The sequence below is a fragment of the Sphingobacterium sp. E70 genome (genome assembly GCF_019285695.1).
Lineage (GTDB): Bacteria > Bacteroidota > Bacteroidia > Sphingobacteriales > Sphingobacteriaceae > Sphingobacterium > Sphingobacterium detergens.
On record NZ_CP079104.1, the window covers coordinates 1,057,263 to 1,073,514 of the forward strand.

Here is a 16,252-nt window from a genome sequence, read left to right on the forward strand (position 1 = left end):
TATTGGTTGATATTGAATACCCCCGAGCTCAACGCCCTTCACTCCGGCGGTTGCACCGCCGATAATATTTAATGAAAACTTATTGACAATCTGTGACCTAATAAAGCCGTGTGAACTTAGTCCCGGTGTCATAGATATTTGATAGGGACTATACAAGAACATACCACCTAGATTCAGGCTCTGGATCTGTTGGGCAGGAGACAGGAATATCCGGCCAAAAAAAAGACTTATAAAGGCCATGATCTTCTTCATAGCCTTCGAAATAACCGTATTCACGTTTCTTTTTATCTCCTATTTTTGCTTCAATAGGAAAAATAACCATTACACTGGTATCCCGAAACATCTCCTTACTTACATTCACTGCGATCAGATTGCTTTTTTTCTTGACATCCAATTCAAAATAACCATTTTTGTCTGTCAACGTAGATAGTAAAGCGCTTCGGTCAAAAATACTGGCATTGGATATCGGATTATTGGTTCGGATATTTTTGATATACCCTGTGATCACAACCTTGTCTTTCCTTGGGGTCTGTACCTCAAAATCAACCGACATCCGTTGTGGTGTATATTGAACAATGATATGTTTCCCTAATTCTTTAAAGCTATACTCCTTACCCAAAATCCCATCGAGATAATCATATAAATTTCCTTAAAAGCCCTTGGGTAAATGACACTATCCATCTGTAAGATATTTCCATTGAAGGAAAACAGCACATCTTGCCGTTCCTTTAGTAGCTGAAAGACTTCGCCAACCGTTGCTTTAGAGAAAGCAGGCATTTGAATTTCAGCAGCGAGCTTTTGCTGCGCTAGCCCCCAATGAAAGGAGCATAGCAGAAAGAATAGGATATAAAACCTGATTCGCTTTATAAAAATAGTATCATGATGCTATCTGTACGATTTTGTTTCGAAAACATGTTATTGCTTTTTATTACTTGTTAAGTGGATTTCTTTGTCCCGGACCTCAATCTTTAAGTCCAAGCTCTTTGCCATCACCTTGAGTATTTCTGCCAAACTATTTTGTTTAAATTCGGCAGTATACGGTATTTTTTCAAGAGCAGGATCGTCGATCATAACCTTATAATCATATGCATGACTAAGTACCTCAGCAACCCTCTTTAAAGGTGTATTTTCAAAATTAAACTCACGATCTACATAGTATTTGTAGAATTTATCCTGAACGGGTTTCTTTTCAACTTTCATGGTATCTGCATCTCTGATCGTCAGCATCTGATCTGGTCGCAGGAAAATCTCTTTATCTGCATAAGCCACTTTAACCAATCCTGTGGCGACGATGACCTCCGTTGCATTGGGAATGCGACGCACATTAAAACTTGTCCCCAGTACTGTGATCTTCGTATTACCTGTTGCTATCACAAAAGGATGCTTTTTATCTTTTTGCACCTGAAAAAACACCTCTCCTGTTTTCAATTCCACATTTCTGTTTTTATTGCTCCAGGTGCTTGAGTACGCTAGCTCAGTATTTTTGTTGAGTGTCACCATAGACCCGTCGGGTAGCGAATCTTGAAGTATTGTGTCTTGGCTGGCAAGATGCATTTCTTTTCGCTGTGAACGGTCAAATACATAGAATCCCACCATGCATAGCAACAAAATACTCGCCGCAGCCCACCAATTCCATTGAATCAGTTTTGTTTTCCTGTTGGGGATTTCAGTAAGTTCCGATGCTCTCCTGTCCCGAACAACTTTAAAATCCATCCAAGCCTTATCCACATCCACTTCTGGAACCTCCAGGGTTTAGGTAGACTATCCCATAATTTTTTCATTTGCAAATATGCCTCCCTATTATTAGCGTCTTTTTCCAACCATTCCTCTACGATCATACGCTCAGCTTCATTCGTTTCCCCGACCATATGTCTTTCTAGCAATTCCTTATTCATAGCATATAGATAAGATAGAAATACATTTTTCACTTTTAGGTATTCCGCTTTATTGTCAGGATCTTCCTCCAACCAGCGTTGTACCAGATTATTCTCTGCTTCGTTAGTTTCCCCAACGATATATCTTTCCAGTAATTCCTTATTCATAGCATATAGATAAGATAGAAAATAATCAATGTTAAATAATCCATAAGCTCAACACGTAGATGACGCAGGACCTTGCTCATATGCCCTTCGACTGTTTTTATCGAAAGATCCAATGTTGTTGCAATGTCCTTGTATTTCATCTCCTGAAAGCGGCTCAGCTCAAACACCGTCCTGCTTTTTCGGGCAGTTCAGCCAGAGCTACCTGCAGTTTTTTATCCAGGTCCTTACTGCTTTCATCCACCGCAGGCTCCCATTCCTGTCTATGTTGTTCATAAGACTGATATTTGAACTTACGTTGTTCCTTTTTGAGAACATTCATGCTCTCATTATAGATAGCACGATAGAGGTAAGCTTTCAGCGAAGTATGAATCTGCTCTTCCCAATCTTTCTCCCATAACCTCAGAAATACTTGCTGTACGACTTCCTCAGCACCATCACTATCCCCCAAGTATCTAAAAGCATAACGATGCAATTCCTTGTAATGCGCTCGAAAAAGCTGCTCGAAATTCTTTTCTTTATTTTCCGACATTGGCCAAATCTACCATTTGATTAAACAATCTACTTTATACTAAGACAACACAAGTAGTCATTACCCTTATTTATTTTTACTTTTTTTTCTCACTGATAATAGCCCTCCATCAACTTACTAATAACCAGTTATTAAAAACCATTACACGCTATTTCTATACCTGAGGTCATCGATCAATATGTACGATCGTTCCCCTATCCTCCATATATTCCGAGAACATAATTCTTCAGTATAAACTGCTATTATCCTCTCTGTATACTCGAGTTGATCCTACGAGATGTACATCCAGTCGAATTAAATGATGACAATGTGCTATCAGCTATGTAAGATTGGAACTAAAGTTAATTATCTAAAAATAGAAAAATGTTTTTTTCTAAGGGTATACTGATTTTCCGTTGTCATAGAATAAAAGAACACTAAAAACTAGATAACAAAAAAATAGTATCACAGATGAAAACAACAATCAAAGCGGCCTTAGTGGCATTGACATTATTAGGAGTAACAGGTACATTAAAAGCACAGGAAGTTACCTATGGCATACAAATAGGGAGCAACTATCACATGACGTCATTTGGCAATAAATCCGTTAAAGACAATAACGGCAAAGTAGGTGTTTCTGTTGCAGCATTTGCACGGATTGGAGATCGTATCTTCTTCCAACCGGGCATTGGAGCTAGTCTATTGCGAAAAGAATATACTTTTGAAAACACACAAAAGACGCCTAAATTCTATCAGATCAATCTTCCACTCCAAGTCGGTTATACATTTTTGCAAAATGGTGATTTCAGCCTTCGGGGCCTATTGGGGCCACAATTAAATTATGATCTAAAGACGGTCAAATCCAGCGCAGCTACAGATTATAAGAAATTCTCTCTTGATGGAAGAGCAGGAATCGGTATTGACGTCAGTTGCTTTACAGTAGACGCTTACTACAGCCATGGATTCACAAGTGTGGACAAAACTTTGGATGCCAAAAACAAAACGGTCGGCATTATGGTTGGGTATAAATTCTAACTGCAATTTCTCAAAAACAGTTTCAAAAGAAGTTGATACCATAACAAAAGTACTCTGAGAATGGACTTTTTGAAAAAGTGCACAGGAGGATACGAATTGAAGAAAAAAAAAAAGGATGTCCGACCATTTATTTGGACATCCTTTTTTTTATTTAGATTTTATTTTTGTCAATAATTATTATTTTAGCACCACCAAAAATTATTCCTGAAAAAACAAGTTTAGGATCCTCAGATCTATATTGGAATAATTCGGGATGTAGCGTAGCCCGGTATCGCGCCAGCATGGGGTGCTGGAGGTCGTCGGTTCAAATCCGGCCATCCCGACAAAAATAAAGCCCATACTTAACTGTTAAAATTAAGTATGGGCTTTGTTTTTATAACACATTGTTCTATTGTTCATTAAAACGACGGAAGACCGGTTGGTAATATTACCTCCATCCGGATTCAGTATAAAGCGATCAAAAATCCGACCCTATAGCATGACCGATGGTATAACTCCTTCTGATCGACCGAATAGAACAACAACTCATTATCGACTTTATCAAAGTTAAAACATACGTTGATCTTGTTCAAAATAGATTCGTCGGATCAACTCCGGCCAATACACTGTTAAATTATCTTTTGTATCTGATCAAAAAGTTTGCATTTGATTGGTCTATTAAGGGGCAGCTTTCCCGCAGCCGCCCGTAACTCCCTTATTTGCTAATTGCTGTATAGCCGCCTGTTGAAGTAGCGATTCGTACCTATTTTTGGACTGCTTGCGTTGGCTTATCTGCTGTAGAAGATTTGTTTCACCGGTACTATTCCCAATTTTCTTTTGCAGATATGCTGCCAGCCAATCTGCCAGAATTTCGTTTTTTTCATCCGGATACGGCTCACCTACACCGAGTTGAGATGGCCAAGCTCTAGACTCTTCCACCTTCAGGTTTGCTTCCTTATACTTTTTTGCTGCAGGTATTGATAAGCCAGCATTAATTTGGTTTGTACATAGTAGTTATGTCCTTCGGTTGCCCCTTCAAAAGGAAGTATTTCGATCTTTTGCAATTCAGCTTCAGCGCGTTGATATTCTTTATTCAACAACAAAGTCCGCACATGTGCCAAGGTCAGTATATAGTTCTTTGGAAATGCGTCGCGATACTTTGTACTGACCTGGAGCGCCTGGTCATACTGTTTTCCTTTATTTAATAATTCAACTAAACGAAGGCCATATCGCCATTCATTCGGCTCCGTGGTTACCGCTTGTCGCATAGCTGTAATAGACATATCGATCTGTTTATCTTCCTCAAGACTGGATTTCAGGGCAAAGTAAGCCCCAAAATCCGAAGGTTCAGTCGTCACGGCAGCTAATAGTTGCTTTGCTTTTTCGCCTTGATTTCGGAAACGATAAAGTAGGGCCTTCAAATAAGCTACTTTCCAGTTTTTGAGCTGTTCTCCGGCCCATTCAAACACCGGTGCGCTCTCTTCTCGAAAAGGAAACACAAAGGCAGGGTTGCTTGCTGCGGCACGTGTTAGGTAGCCTTGGCTCACCATCGGTTCATCTTTGGTCAGCCAAGCCAACCACAATAACATCTCTGTATGCGGTTTATTTTTATTAAGTAGGGTAGACGCTCGTTTATATTCGTGTAGATCGGCATACCAAATAGCCAGTTCAAAGCATTTTTCCGAAGCGAATTCCTGCCTTGATAACACTTCATTTTTCTCTTCAAATTGAATAAAAGCATTGAAAGGATCGTATTGAGCAATGCGGCGACACAAAGCCGTATCCAACGTTATTCCTTTTCGCTTCTGAATAAGCAGCTGCAATTGTAGGGCATCTATATTTAAGGCGTTTGCCAGTATCGCTTTTTCGGTATAGGCAAGCGCAGGCTCATCCTGCTTAATCCGGTAGTGGTACTTGGCAAGCTGTAGATAAGCAGCACTGCGCCATGTAGGATCTAACGATGCAACTTCAAATCCGTCCAAAGCATCATGTTTCTTCCCCAACTTAATCGCAGCCAGACCATAGTAATAATTAGCGGGAGCATGGTATGTATCAATCGCTAGCGCCTGACCTGCATAGTCATAACATTGCCTATAATCCATTCTGAACCAAGCAAGTTTGACCTTTTCCAACAAGAAATCCAATTTGGAAACTTGCTTTTCCGTCAACCTGTTTAACAAGTCTTCTGCTAGACCGTATTGCCTAAACCGGAGCAAATCCCGTGCTTCAAATAATTTGGTTTGATTGCTATCTATCGTCGTACCACTGCTTGATTCAGTAGGTCGATTCAAAGCAGCAGCAAGCTCATTCTGTCTTAAATCAAAATAATCTTTCCCTATTTTGAGATAAGAGGGAACATCTTCACTCTTTAGTTCCAAAACAATATGTTTTACTTCCCCACTTGCGCGGACAGATAGTTTCCCCCAAGCATCATACCATTACTGTCGAGAGCAAAGATGCTGTCCTGTAGCGTTCGTTTGGGATCGACGGTCAACAGTAGCTTTTTTGCGTCTTGCTTCACCTGTAGTGCAGCTGATAATTGAAAACCTTTCGGTTCGCCTATTCCTGCAAATGGCATCCAATACTCCGTCCATGCATCACTCTGATAGGGGCAAATCCGATTTGTTTGAATGGGGTTAAACTACTTGACGGCACATTTTGATTGAATAGTCGACCACTTTGAATCTCCACATATTGACCGCTCTGATCTGTCAGCAGCTTCTCCCAGATCTGACCATCGCCCGCTTGTGACCACAGAAATATTTTCTTACCCAATTTATCTTCACGCAGGGCATATCGCGCCATACCATTATCGCGATCTTTATAATATACCCCAAAGGCCTTACTATGTGCCCCAAGGACGTGGTAAGATTTCGAACTGCCGAATGCATTTTCTCGATAATTGGATAGATCACGTCCTTTATCGTCAATGGGCCATGAATGTGCATCCCCATCATGACCGATGTACTTATTCCCTGGATACAAAAACTTCAAATCCTCGCCAGCCGCCACTCCTAGATTCATCCAGGTATAGTAAGGTTGTTCGACGGCATTGCTATTGGACCAGAAAGAACGCGTGGAGAAATAACCTTTATCTTTTTCTAAGCGAATTTCCATAGTCCAGTTGCTACGGCTCAAAAGATCAAAAGCATGGATAAAGCAACTAACGCTGCCATCGGCATGCTCTTGTAACAGATAATCCACGGGAGTAGATGTATTGGGGTATGACCAATAATTCCATAATTCGCTTCAATACCACCGCTTGTCCAAGGTCCCGCATCGCAATGTCTCTAAATTTCACAACCCCATTGTTATAGATATAATCCCGCTTTCCTACTTTATCATAGGCAGACCAGATCTTGCCTCCTATTTCGGGCATAACCTGAACCCGGATATAGTCATTTTCCAAGATCACGGTCTTCCATTCCTTTTCAATGGCAGTATTTGTAAAACCGTCAAATCGAAAATAAGGATAAAGTTTCTGTGCTGAAGCAATCGGGTCTGGATCCGAAAACGAGTATGTCGTATAACGCTTTTTTACTTCAGAAATCCTTGCGGGCTGCTGTGCCAATACCCTGAGCGCACAATTGCCCAGCAATAATATCACTATCCATTTTTTCATTGAAATATCTATTTATTCATTAATTCACTAGCTACCAAAAGTTTTTATATAACCTCTGGCAAGTTCGACAACAACAACATTCCTCCTTACTTTCTTGGAACCTAGAATAGCTCCACGCTATATACTGACTACGTCTATTATTCTATGAGCAGAATGATTCCTTTATTCTTAGCAATAGAAATCTTATCTCCATATTTATATACTGTACCCGACTGAAAATTGGCTATTGTTGGAATCGACAGTTTCGCCTTTTTCGGATCAATACCTAGTTTATCCCAATCAATAACTAGTCGTACATCAACATCTGTATCGGCCCAGCTAGCCATAGCGACCATCGCTTTTCCAGGTCTGCTATAAACTGTTGTCAATACCTTCTCGTTATCTGTCTTTACCGGAATGTTTGGTGACCAGTAGCCAATCATATTGCTTCCTTTGATACCAAAATTGTCCCAAGTCTTCCATAAGTCCTTCGGTGTCAGTTTTTGGTAAGGCATCCGATTAGTCATCCCATAGATCATTCCGCGCCACGGATTACCGCCATCCTGAAGCATTTCGCCCATCAATCCAAAAGGGATCCCACTTACTTCTGTTAAGAAGAAATCAGGTTGGTTATTTTCATAATCAAAATATTCTCCAAACCATAATCTATTGATATAAGGAAAATGCTCGAGATAGAGATTTGCACTATTGTTAAAGCCATCACTTTTATTATATTGATTCGCCGAATGTAAATCAATCAGACCGGATTTCCCATTTTTGGTCAACACTCGTTTGATGCGCTTCATTGTTACCCGATCAAAAGCAACATCATCCAAATAGATCCCATCGATACCGATATGATCTACCAGCCAGTTCATACCCTCCACATAATAGTTGTGCCATCTATTCATACCACTGTTGATAAGGGCAGCATCTTTAAATTCGGGCACATACCAAGCGGCAATGTAATTGTTGCCCACATGTTCCTGCAACCAAGAATAACCGCCACCTTTTCCAGGTGAAAATACCTCCGTGCCTAGGCTCCGCAAAGGATAGAGCTCGTACACTCTGTTGGAAACCTCACGTACCGTATTGTAGATCTTCACTTTTAACCCTGCATGATGTGCCTGATCAATATATTGCTTCATCTCTTTGGTCGCGATAAATGGATAATTGATATAGGGATTGATCACATTAGCATGGTGGATATTAATAACATTGGATCCGCTTGCCACGACCGAATCCACCGGTTTATAAGCGTGATAATAGCGTTCATTCCATTGTGCTTCCGTATTTATGGGATGGAATGGTGTAATTAATAGATTAAAATTATAATAAAGTACTGCTCCTTTTTTAAGATGACGTTCACCACTATAGCTATTGACCAAAACCGATTTGCCCTTGAGACCGATATCTATTCCACCTTTATTCTCATTACCCCAGGAGGTTGGTAGCACCAATGGTTTTTGAAGATAGAAGTTTGTGTTAAGTGGTCGCGAATAATGCTCATCACGCAGTGAAAACTGAAGTCCTGCATTTACAGCACCAATCCAGCCACCGTCTTGATTCTTATTTGCGACATCCCATTTCCATGAAAGCTGTTCCGGTCGCTTTCCGCCCTTCTGTCCTAGCCCCATAAAATAGTTTGCTTTGTCAGGCATGACCGGAATATGCATATTGATATCTTTTAAAGTGATATCATTTAATGCTGTTAGTTTAACGACATAATGTAGATAACCATCAAATTCTAGTTTCCCCTCCACTTCCATTGTCAGGTCAGCGGATTCATTTTTCGCTATCCAACGAAACTCCCCTTCATTTTTCTCTTTAAATTGAACGCCTGCAGCTTGTAGCTGTATTTCTTTTCCGTCTGAAGCACGATAGAAATGAAAATGTACAGGTTCATACAACAATATATTTGGCTTTGTGGAGATCGATGTCATTTCCGGCGTAAAAAATGTACTGATCTGTTTGGGCAGACCAGTTGCGCTCAACTTAACTTCACGTCCCAAGAGCTGTAAGGTTGAATCAGCTGTCAAAGCAATTGGCGTATAGGGTGCAATGACAGTATTCTTTTGCGCCAGCGTTGAATTCAGCCAGGGCAATCGAGTCATTTTCCAGGGTTGGTCAACACTTGCCAGTCCACTGGCATTGTCCGTCACATGAAATACGAGCTTGACCTTCTTGGCTGTAGCATTATTCGCTTTTACGGTGGCTGTGCCGACATAAGTCCCCGGAATATTTTCCGGCACTTGCATGCCACACCAAAGGGCTTGTATCTTGTTCACAGGTACATTCACCGTCAAATGCATCGCCTCTCCTGTATAAGCCGTGCCTTGCGTATTTAAACAGTTCAAGTTATTGGCAGCAATAATTGTCCCATCGCTAGACTTAAAATCCGAAAATGATACCTGAACTGTTTGAAGATCTCGCTTCGGCGACCACAATCCCAATTGAAAAGCATAGTATTCCCCTTTTTGCGCTTTTCCTCCAGTTGATTCGGAACCTTAGTTTTCTTCACCCACAGTTGTGGAAGGTTATTTTCCATTTTGATGGGAGACTCCCGTCTTTCGGGAAAAACAAAATAATCTTCTTTTGCGTTGCTGTTCAAGAAGCTTTTGATCTCCGCTTTAGTAGCCAGCACTTCCATCGGATCATTGCTATTATACTGATCTACCGCTTCAAACCGTTCAACAGTGATACCTTTGGAACTAATAGCGCCATTTTTGCAGCTTGAGCCGGTGCTGGCGTCGAATTTTTCAAGTAGATCGCATCCGGATAATTTCGGCTACGTCCACCCATTTTATAAGGTAAATAATAAACATAATATATTCCCTTGCCTGAAGTCGGACGAAAACGTAAGCCTCCTGATTCCGTATTCATCCAGAGATAATTAATCGACGATAGCTGTTGATTACTTGCACTATCAACAATTATGACCTCTTGATTGGCCTCAACCCATCGGTTACGCCAAGGAATAACAGCTTGAACCTCTTTTTGATCTGTGTTTATCTTGAGAACCGCACGGTGATTACCAAGTTGATCCGCATCCCATTTTTGCTTTTCAGGCGGATAAGCAAGCTGTGCATGGACAGCGTTTACGAATAATGATACGGCAAGGATTGTTGCCAGCTTACTATAGGCTGTTCTTTTCTTCATCATACAAGGTGTTAGGTGTACGCAAAAACCAGTACACGTAAATAGTTATTAATTGCCATTAAAGTCATCTTGAGCAGAATGTGGTATACCTGCAGTATACCACATTCTGCTCAAGGTGATCTTATACTTTTTATGCATTAGTTTTTTCGATATTTATTCCAAATTTCCTCGGGGACATACAGGGCACGATAAGGTATAAAATAGGCATTTAACTCCCAGCGTACTTTGCCTTTTTATCCGTTATGAGCACCGATCCTGTCTTTGAACTCGTTTGCAGCAGATTGCCATTCTCCAATTCATAAGCACTTCCCATTCTTGCTGTAAATTGTTTTTAGGAATAGGTGCCGCATAAGCCAATGTTGCCGTTTTGTTCTTTTGGTCAAGGTTGAAGGCGATGGCGCGGGACTGTTTATTGGCTGTTGTACTATCGCGAGGAGAGAAATCACCATTGTCAAAAAGAAGCAGTTCACCAGTTTTGGTGATATGCGGTGCATGCTGAAAATAGAACAAGTCTTTTTCATTCAATTTAAAATCACCGTCCTTTCCTAGTTTCCAAAGGATATCGCCCGTTTTCGCATCAATTTTCCAAACTTGATTTTCAATTGGAGATGAAGTGAGGTAATTGCTGTCTCTGTCAAAAGAAATAGTGTTAAAGTGGAATCGGTCATGTTTTAGGCTATCCAATTTTTTATCGTTCTGAATATCCCATTTTTTCCAGGGGGACCATTTTTTCAACACATTGCCTTTGGTATCCATAGTCATTATAGCGTCTCCCCAGAGCGTATCTTTTGGATGACCGGGTCTATCATCTATTCTAAAGTCCCTGACGATACCAACGATATTATTTTGCTTATCCATCTGTACATCGTGATGCATGACGATCCCCTTTTTATCCAGATCGATTCGGGTAATTTCCTTCCCTGTCAGATCAATCTCCACCAATACAGTTCCACCTACAAATCCGATCCTTCCGCTACGCAGATAATAACTCGCATTGGTTGATTTCTTACTCGGTTGGTTGGGTTTATTGAACTCATCTTTACTTGCAGGAGCCAGTAAGGCTAAAATTGTTCCCCTTGGTGTTAATGAAGCTAGGCGCACGCCCAATTTCTCATCTTGCCAATACCATCTGATCGTTCCTTTCCCATCGACCATAGCCATATAACCGGGATAACCACGATAGCATAATAATATCAAGCCATTCCCCAGTGCTTTTTCATCATGAGGGTGGTCGGCTTTGATCCAATCATGCACCATCCATGGCGATTGGGGTCTTGTCTTAAAAGACTGTTCACTGGATTTGACGGGGATTACTTGATCGATGACCACCCGAAATTTGTAACTGCTATTAGGTTCCAGCGTCAAGAGATGAAAGTTATGATTCAGTGACGATTTCGACACAACGGTTTGATGGACCTGCCCACCATCCTCTTTCCAATATTCGACATAGGCATCCGCCGCTTTGTTCAGACGTACATGAATATCCTCATCAAGGGGCAGGTTATTGGGTGATGTGAGTTCAATCGTTTCGATTTCTACCTGATTGCTGTAATAATAGTAACCGGCAGAGGCAGCCACTATGGCCGTTAATACGATAATTGCTTTGAAGAATTTCATCTGCACAAATTTTTTTATTCCGTCTTATTATTATTTAGGCAATCGCGATGGATTTGCTGCAGTCATTTCCTGATGTAAACGGGCCTCTTCCAATGGATAAGGAAAATACCGCATTGCTTCAGTAACATTCTCCCTCAATCCGCGACCTTTAAGATAGGCATTACTCACTTTTTCATACCGTCCCAATCGGATCAAGTCTTGGCGTCTTTTATACTCGAATACCAGTTCAAAACCACGTTCATCCACCAATGCATCGATCATCTGTTCCTTACTTGTCGGTACTGGAAAGTCTGGATGATCACCGTAAGCTGGTGCACCAGCCCGTTTGCGAACTTCATTGATGTAAGGCAATGCAGCTGCGGGTCCTTTCAATGCATTTTCAATTTCCGCTTTACACAAAATCACATCCGCTAAACGAAATACTTGTATGGTACGTCCATCAAGATAGGAGTTGTTGACCATATCGTAGGAGTTTTTTTGTAGCGACATTTTGCAAAAACTTCACTGTATCACTAGGAGGCGTTGTCTGCCCTTTTGCTGGTAACATGTAAAAAAATCCATGTTTCGTATTTTTATCACGTGCCGCTTTACCCTCGTAATTGTAATAGAAGAATTTTTTCCGCGGATCGAGATCACTATACTTCCGCCAAAAATCCAATGATACACCGTAATATTGCCATCTATCCGGTACTTCTGGATTATCGGTTGGACCAAAGTGATTTGTAATCTCGCCTCCATTTAATGTAGGTTCATGTAGAACTCCAAAGATCAAGCCCATATCCACCTTATTGTCATCAGACCATTCTTTCTTAAAGTCAGGGTTTAATTTATATATCCCTTTGGTCCGCAGCGCCAGTACCTGATCAATATAAACCTTTGCCTTTTCATAGTTATGTGAACGCATATACATCTTGCCCATCAGTGTAAGCGCGGCACCTTTTGTCGCACGTCCAATTTCGGCGGCCCATTTTTCCGGAAGGTTATCCATTGCATATTGACAATCTTCTGCAATCTGTGCGTCGATTTTTTCAACGGGAGCCAAGGGCTCATTGTAGCTCTCTGTAGGATTTTTAACCGTAGTAATTAGTGGCACAGGCCCCAAGCATCTGTTAGATCCATATAGGATAAAGCGCGCAGAAATCTCGCCTGTGCAATAATTTCCTTTTTCGCCCCTCAGAAATCGTTACATTTTCAATACGGTCAATCAGCATATTCGCATTACTGATAACCTGATACATATTTTGGTAGTTGAACTTAAAATATCGGTTATTGTCATCGTATGTAAAATTACTCATCCGTGTAGGGTCTCCAGCTGCCGTAGAAAAGCCTATGTCAGTCGCGTAATCTGTAATCATTACCAGATATCCCGCATAATATAAATAAGCATCACCGGGATAAGGTGACAAACTTGTATATATACCTGTTAAGGCTGCATTAATATCGCTTTCTGTTGAATAGGCGTTTTTAGTTGTTAGATCGCTATATAACTTTGGTTCGAGCTTGGTGCAACTTTGCAAACTTCCGTAAGAATAGAGGCTAGTCCAGCTATTCCCAGCATATATTTTATATTCGTTTTAATCTTGTTCATGTCGTATAGAATTTTGGGTGTTACATATTAAAATGTGGCACTAACGCCAAAAGTAAATGAACGCATTGAAGGATAGGAATTGAAGTCCAATCCCACACCGGCATTAGCACTCTGGTTATTTCCGGACCTATTCTTTACCAAGGCATCATTTTCATAACCTTTGGTATCCACCTCTGGATCCCAACCGGAGTAATTACTGATTGTAAATAAGTTTTCCGCCATGCCGTACACACGGATGGATTGAATTGCTTTCGTTTTCAATGGAACGGTATAACCCAATGTCAAGTTCCGTAAGCGTAAGAAAGATGCATTTTCAACAAAATGATCATTGATATATCCGCCATAACTCATATAATAAAATCCATTTCTTGGAATATCCGTGTTGGTATTGGTCGGTGTCCATCGATTTAACGCTTCTGTACTCCGTTGCCATTCGAGATTCATACGCGTCATATTGAGCATATCGTTTCCTATATTCCCATAGACAAACGCAGTTAGATCGAAATGTTTATAGGTAAATGTATTGGTCATACCAAAATTCAATTTCGGATATCCCCGACCAATGATTGTACGGTCAGCTGAGTTGATCGTGCCGTCACCATTGACATCCGCAAATTTCGGATCACCGGGATCTGCGTTAGGTTGAGGAGCATACTTCTCCCTTGTTGAATTACACCAAGATATTTATAACCAAACAAGGATCCTAACGATTCACCTACACGGATCACAGAATAAGCCTCCTCCGAGACATTGCCCATTGGTTTTGAAGAAGTCAATAGTTGATCGGGTTCACCACCGAGACTGGAAACTTTATTGCGGTTCATAGCTAAGTTTAATTTTGTTTCCCAGGTAAATTCACCCGTCATATTCTTGCTGGTTACCGAAAATTCCAATCCTTTATTATTCATCGTGCCCAGATTGCGCTGTCCAGAACTATATCCAGTGTAGTATGGTAGTATACTTCTTATTAAGAGATCGTTTGTCTTCTTATAGTAAGCATCCAAGGTAAATGCCAATCTATTTTTAAAGAATGAAAAATCAACACCTACATTATACTGCGTGGTGGATTCCCATTTTAGTTTATCGTTTTCGGGGTAATTCGGATTTTGCTTTACACCACCCGCATTATTGACACCATCAAAAGTATAGTGTCCATTATCCATTAAACCATAGGAAGCGTAGTCCGCCACGCGGTCATTTCCGGTTTGACCGTAGCCCAATCTAAACTTTAAATCTGAAAACAACTGTTGTTCTTTCATAAAGTCTTCGTTATTAATTTTCCAGGCAAAGGCCGCCGAAGGAAAAGTTCCCCAACGGTGATTGGGGCTGAAACGTGAAGAGCCGTCCGCCTTAAGGTCGCCGTCAACAGGTATTTATCGTTATAAGCATAATTTACACGGCCAAAGAAAGAGATCACAAGATTCTCAGATTTTGCAGAATTCACACCAGTAATACTTGAGGCCATCCCTACATTATTGTACTCTAATAAATCAGTCGAAAATCCTTTGACGTTTATGCCCTTATTGTTACGCACATATTTTTCGTACGAATAACCACCCATCACATTCAAGCTATGCTTTTCGTTAAATACTTTTGCGTATGTCGCATAAAAATCAATAAGATTATGTGTTTCATTATAGTCAGCCTGACTAGCAACCCCATCGTCGATACCCCTTGATAAGAATCTCTGGTCAGATAGCTGCCTAATTGATCATGGGTGATCTCTGTCCCAGCATTCATACGTAATGTCAATTCTTTGATCGGATTGACTTCGACGAAGATATTTCCGTTTAATTTGTCGCGTTGCACGTCGTTGATTCGAGAAATTAAGTTGGCCAATGGATTATCACCTTGTCCGCCTGGAGGCCTTCCAAAGCTACCATCAGCGTTATACACTGGAACCGTAGGATCATAAGTCAGGATGCTATACAATACATTGGAATTCAAAATATTTCCATCATATACCTGCATATTGGATTTCTCTCGTTGGGCAGACAAAGTTGCACCAGCTCGAATAAAATCGTTAACTTTTTGATCCACATTGATACGCCCCGATACCCGATTAAAATCCGTTGTCTTCAGAACCCTTTTTGATCAAAATAGCCTAGGCTTGTCAATACTTTTGTTTTCTCGCCACCTCCCGAAAACTGTAGGTTATGATTCTGCAAAATGCTATTGCGCATCGTCTCTTTTATCCAATCGGTATTGACATCCGACTCAAGCTGTGATTTTGTGTATACTGCATATTCCTGATTTTCTCGCCCCTTAATTTCTTTATACAATGCATTAGCCAGATTCATATATTGCTTGCCATCCAAAAAGTGAAGGGATTAATCGGATTTTGCGTCCCCACATAACCACTATAAGTAATATTATTTTGATCTGTTTTACCTCGTTTCGTCGTAATGATGATAACACCGTTTGCACCCCTGGATCCATAGATCGCTGTTGCTGATGCATCTTTGAGAATGTCCATAGAGGCGATATCATCTGGGTTGATATTGATCCCATTATTTGTCGGGAAACCATCAATAACATATAATGGATCATTACTTCCACTGATGGAATTTGTTCCTCGAATCCGAATAGATGTACTCCCTCCGGGAGCTTTCGAGTTTTGTGTTACTACTACTCCTGAAGCTTTTCCTTGCAATGCTTGCCCGACATTACTCACGGCACCACCTTTTGTTAGTTCATTGCTCGAAAGCGAAGCAATGGCCCCG

General features: G+C 40.8%; 19 protein-coding genes, 1 tRNA gene and 4 pseudogenes. 2 read left to right on the forward strand and 22 right to left on the reverse strand.

Annotated elements, in window-relative coordinates:
• Positions 1–148 precede the first annotated feature (148 nt).
• From KUH03_RS07630 to KUH03_RS07650, 5 genes are all read right to left on the reverse strand, one after another.
• Positions 149–619: a carboxypeptidase-like regulatory domain-containing protein gene (locus KUH03_RS07630; protein WP_257092257.1), complete on the reverse strand. Its 471-nt coding sequence runs from the start codon at positions 617–619 to the stop codon at positions 149–151.
• Positions 620–915: 296 nt separating this feature from the next.
• Positions 916–1,713 (reverse strand): FecR family protein, encoded by a 798-nt coding sequence (locus KUH03_RS07635; protein WP_257092258.1) that lies wholly within the window; start codon positions 1,711–1,713, stop codon positions 916–918.
• A complete protein-coding gene (locus KUH03_RS07640; protein WP_257092259.1) occupies positions 1,641–2,042 on the reverse strand; it encodes a hypothetical protein in 402 nt (133 codons plus the stop codon). Before KUH03_RS07640 ends, KUH03_RS07635 begins: the two co-directional genes overlap by 73 nt.
• Positions 2,039–2,209, reverse strand: a complete 171-nt coding sequence (locus KUH03_RS07645) for a sigma-70 region 4 domain-containing protein (RefSeq protein WP_257092260.1) — start codon at positions 2,207–2,209, stop codon at positions 2,039–2,041. The genes KUH03_RS07640 and KUH03_RS07645 overlap by 4 nt, the downstream gene beginning before the upstream one ends.
• Positions 2,197–2,571, reverse strand: a complete 375-nt coding sequence (locus tag KUH03_RS07650; protein WP_257092261.1) for an RNA polymerase sigma factor — start codon at positions 2,569–2,571, stop codon at positions 2,197–2,199. The genes KUH03_RS07645 and KUH03_RS07650 overlap by 13 nt, the downstream gene beginning before the upstream one ends.
• 450 nt (positions 2,572–3,021) lie before the next feature.
• On the opposite strand from KUH03_RS07650, the gene KUH03_RS07655 reads away from it, so the two are divergent.
• Both KUH03_RS07655 and KUH03_RS07660 read left to right on the forward strand, forming a co-directional pair.
• Entirely contained in the window at positions 3,022–3,585 is a 564-nt protein-coding gene (locus tag KUH03_RS07655; protein ID WP_257092262.1) for a porin family protein, read from the forward strand.
• A gap of 249 nt (positions 3,586–3,834) precedes the next feature.
• Positions 3,835–3,908 (forward strand) — tRNA-Pro (locus tag KUH03_RS07660).
• Positions 3,909–4,242: 334 nt separating this feature from the next.
• Here KUH03_RS07660 and KUH03_RS07665 read toward each other — a convergent pair.
• The 17 genes and pseudogenes from KUH03_RS07665 to KUH03_RS07750 all read right to left on the reverse strand — a co-directional run bounded on the left by KUH03_RS07665 (position 4,243) and on the right by KUH03_RS07750 (position 16,245).
• A complete protein-coding gene (locus KUH03_RS07665; RefSeq protein ID WP_257092263.1) occupies positions 4,243–4,503 on the reverse strand; it encodes a hypothetical protein in 261 nt (86 codons plus the stop codon).
• A gap of 2 nt (positions 4,504–4,505) precedes the next feature.
• Complete coding sequence (locus KUH03_RS07670; RefSeq protein WP_257092264.1) at positions 4,506–5,942, reverse strand: hypothetical protein; 1,437 nt, start codon at positions 5,940–5,942, stop codon at positions 4,506–4,508.
• An 11-nt stretch (positions 5,943–5,953) separates the two neighbouring features.
• The gene (locus KUH03_RS07675; RefSeq protein ID WP_257092265.1) at positions 5,954–6,142 is read right to left on the reverse strand and encodes a hypothetical protein; all 189 of its coding nucleotides are present in this window, start codon (positions 6,140–6,142) and stop codon (positions 5,954–5,956) included.
• Positions 6,124–7,186 (reverse strand): annotated as a pseudogene (locus KUH03_RS48300) (DUF5107 domain-containing protein). The gene KUH03_RS07675 and the pseudogene KUH03_RS48300 overlap by 19 nt, the downstream one beginning before the upstream one ends.
• A 137-nt stretch (positions 7,187–7,323) precedes the next feature.
• A pseudogene (locus KUH03_RS07690) lies at positions 7,324–9,815 on the reverse strand (glycoside hydrolase domain-containing protein).
• Positions 9,816–9,838: 23 nt separating this feature from the next.
• Positions 9,839–10,327 carry a glycoside hydrolase domain-containing protein gene (locus KUH03_RS07700; protein ID WP_257092269.1) on the reverse strand — a complete coding sequence of 163 codons (489 nt, stop codon included), beginning with the start codon at positions 10,325–10,327 and terminating at the stop codon, positions 9,839–9,841.
• Positions 10,328–10,564: 237 nt separating this feature from the next.
• Complete coding sequence (locus KUH03_RS07705) at positions 10,565–11,941, reverse strand: aryl-sulfate sulfotransferase (protein WP_257092270.1); 1,377 nt, start codon at positions 11,939–11,941, stop codon at positions 10,565–10,567.
• A gap of 30 nt (positions 11,942–11,971) precedes the next feature.
• Complete coding sequence (locus KUH03_RS07710) at positions 11,972–12,403, reverse strand: RagB/SusD family nutrient uptake outer membrane protein (RefSeq protein ID WP_257092271.1); 432 nt, start codon at positions 12,401–12,403, stop codon at positions 11,972–11,974.
• Complete coding sequence (locus KUH03_RS07715; RefSeq protein ID WP_257092272.1) at positions 12,381–13,034, reverse strand: hypothetical protein; 654 nt, start codon at positions 13,032–13,034, stop codon at positions 12,381–12,383. The genes KUH03_RS07710 and KUH03_RS07715 overlap by 23 nt, the downstream gene beginning before the upstream one ends.
• Positions 13,035–13,050: 16 nt before the next feature.
• Entirely contained in the window at positions 13,051–13,347 is a 297-nt protein-coding gene (locus tag KUH03_RS07720) for a hypothetical protein (protein ID WP_257092273.1), read from the reverse strand.
• Positions 13,348–13,556: 209 nt separating this feature from the next.
• Entirely contained in the window at positions 13,557–14,072 is a 516-nt protein-coding gene (locus KUH03_RS07725) for a hypothetical protein (RefSeq protein WP_257092274.1), read from the reverse strand.
• A gap of 54 nt (positions 14,073–14,126) precedes the next feature.
• Positions 14,127–14,213, reverse strand: a pseudogene (locus KUH03_RS48305) (hypothetical protein); the annotation flags it as partial.
• Between the two features lie 101 nt (positions 14,214–14,314).
• Positions 14,315–14,902, reverse strand: a pseudogene (locus KUH03_RS07730) (TonB-dependent receptor domain-containing protein); the annotation flags it as partial.
• A complete protein-coding gene (locus KUH03_RS07735; protein WP_257092275.1) occupies positions 14,785–15,099 on the reverse strand; it encodes a hypothetical protein in 315 nt (104 codons plus the stop codon). The pseudogene KUH03_RS07730 and the gene KUH03_RS07735, both read right to left, overlap by 118 nt.
• Positions 15,096–15,569 carry a hypothetical protein gene (locus KUH03_RS07740; RefSeq protein WP_257092276.1) on the reverse strand — a complete coding sequence of 158 codons (474 nt, stop codon included), beginning with the start codon at positions 15,567–15,569 and terminating at the stop codon, positions 15,096–15,098. The genes KUH03_RS07735 and KUH03_RS07740 overlap by 4 nt, the downstream gene beginning before the upstream one ends.
• A 38-nt stretch (positions 15,570–15,607) precedes the next feature.
• Positions 15,608–15,829 carry a hypothetical protein gene (locus tag KUH03_RS07745; RefSeq protein ID WP_257092277.1) on the reverse strand — a complete coding sequence of 74 codons (222 nt, stop codon included), beginning with the start codon at positions 15,827–15,829 and terminating at the stop codon, positions 15,608–15,610.
• A complete protein-coding gene (locus tag KUH03_RS07750) occupies positions 15,826–16,245 on the reverse strand; it encodes a TonB-dependent receptor plug domain-containing protein (RefSeq protein ID WP_257096764.1) in 420 nt (139 codons plus the stop codon). Before KUH03_RS07750 ends, KUH03_RS07745 begins: the two co-directional genes overlap by 4 nt.
• Between the last annotated feature and the right edge of the window lie 7 nt (positions 16,246–16,252).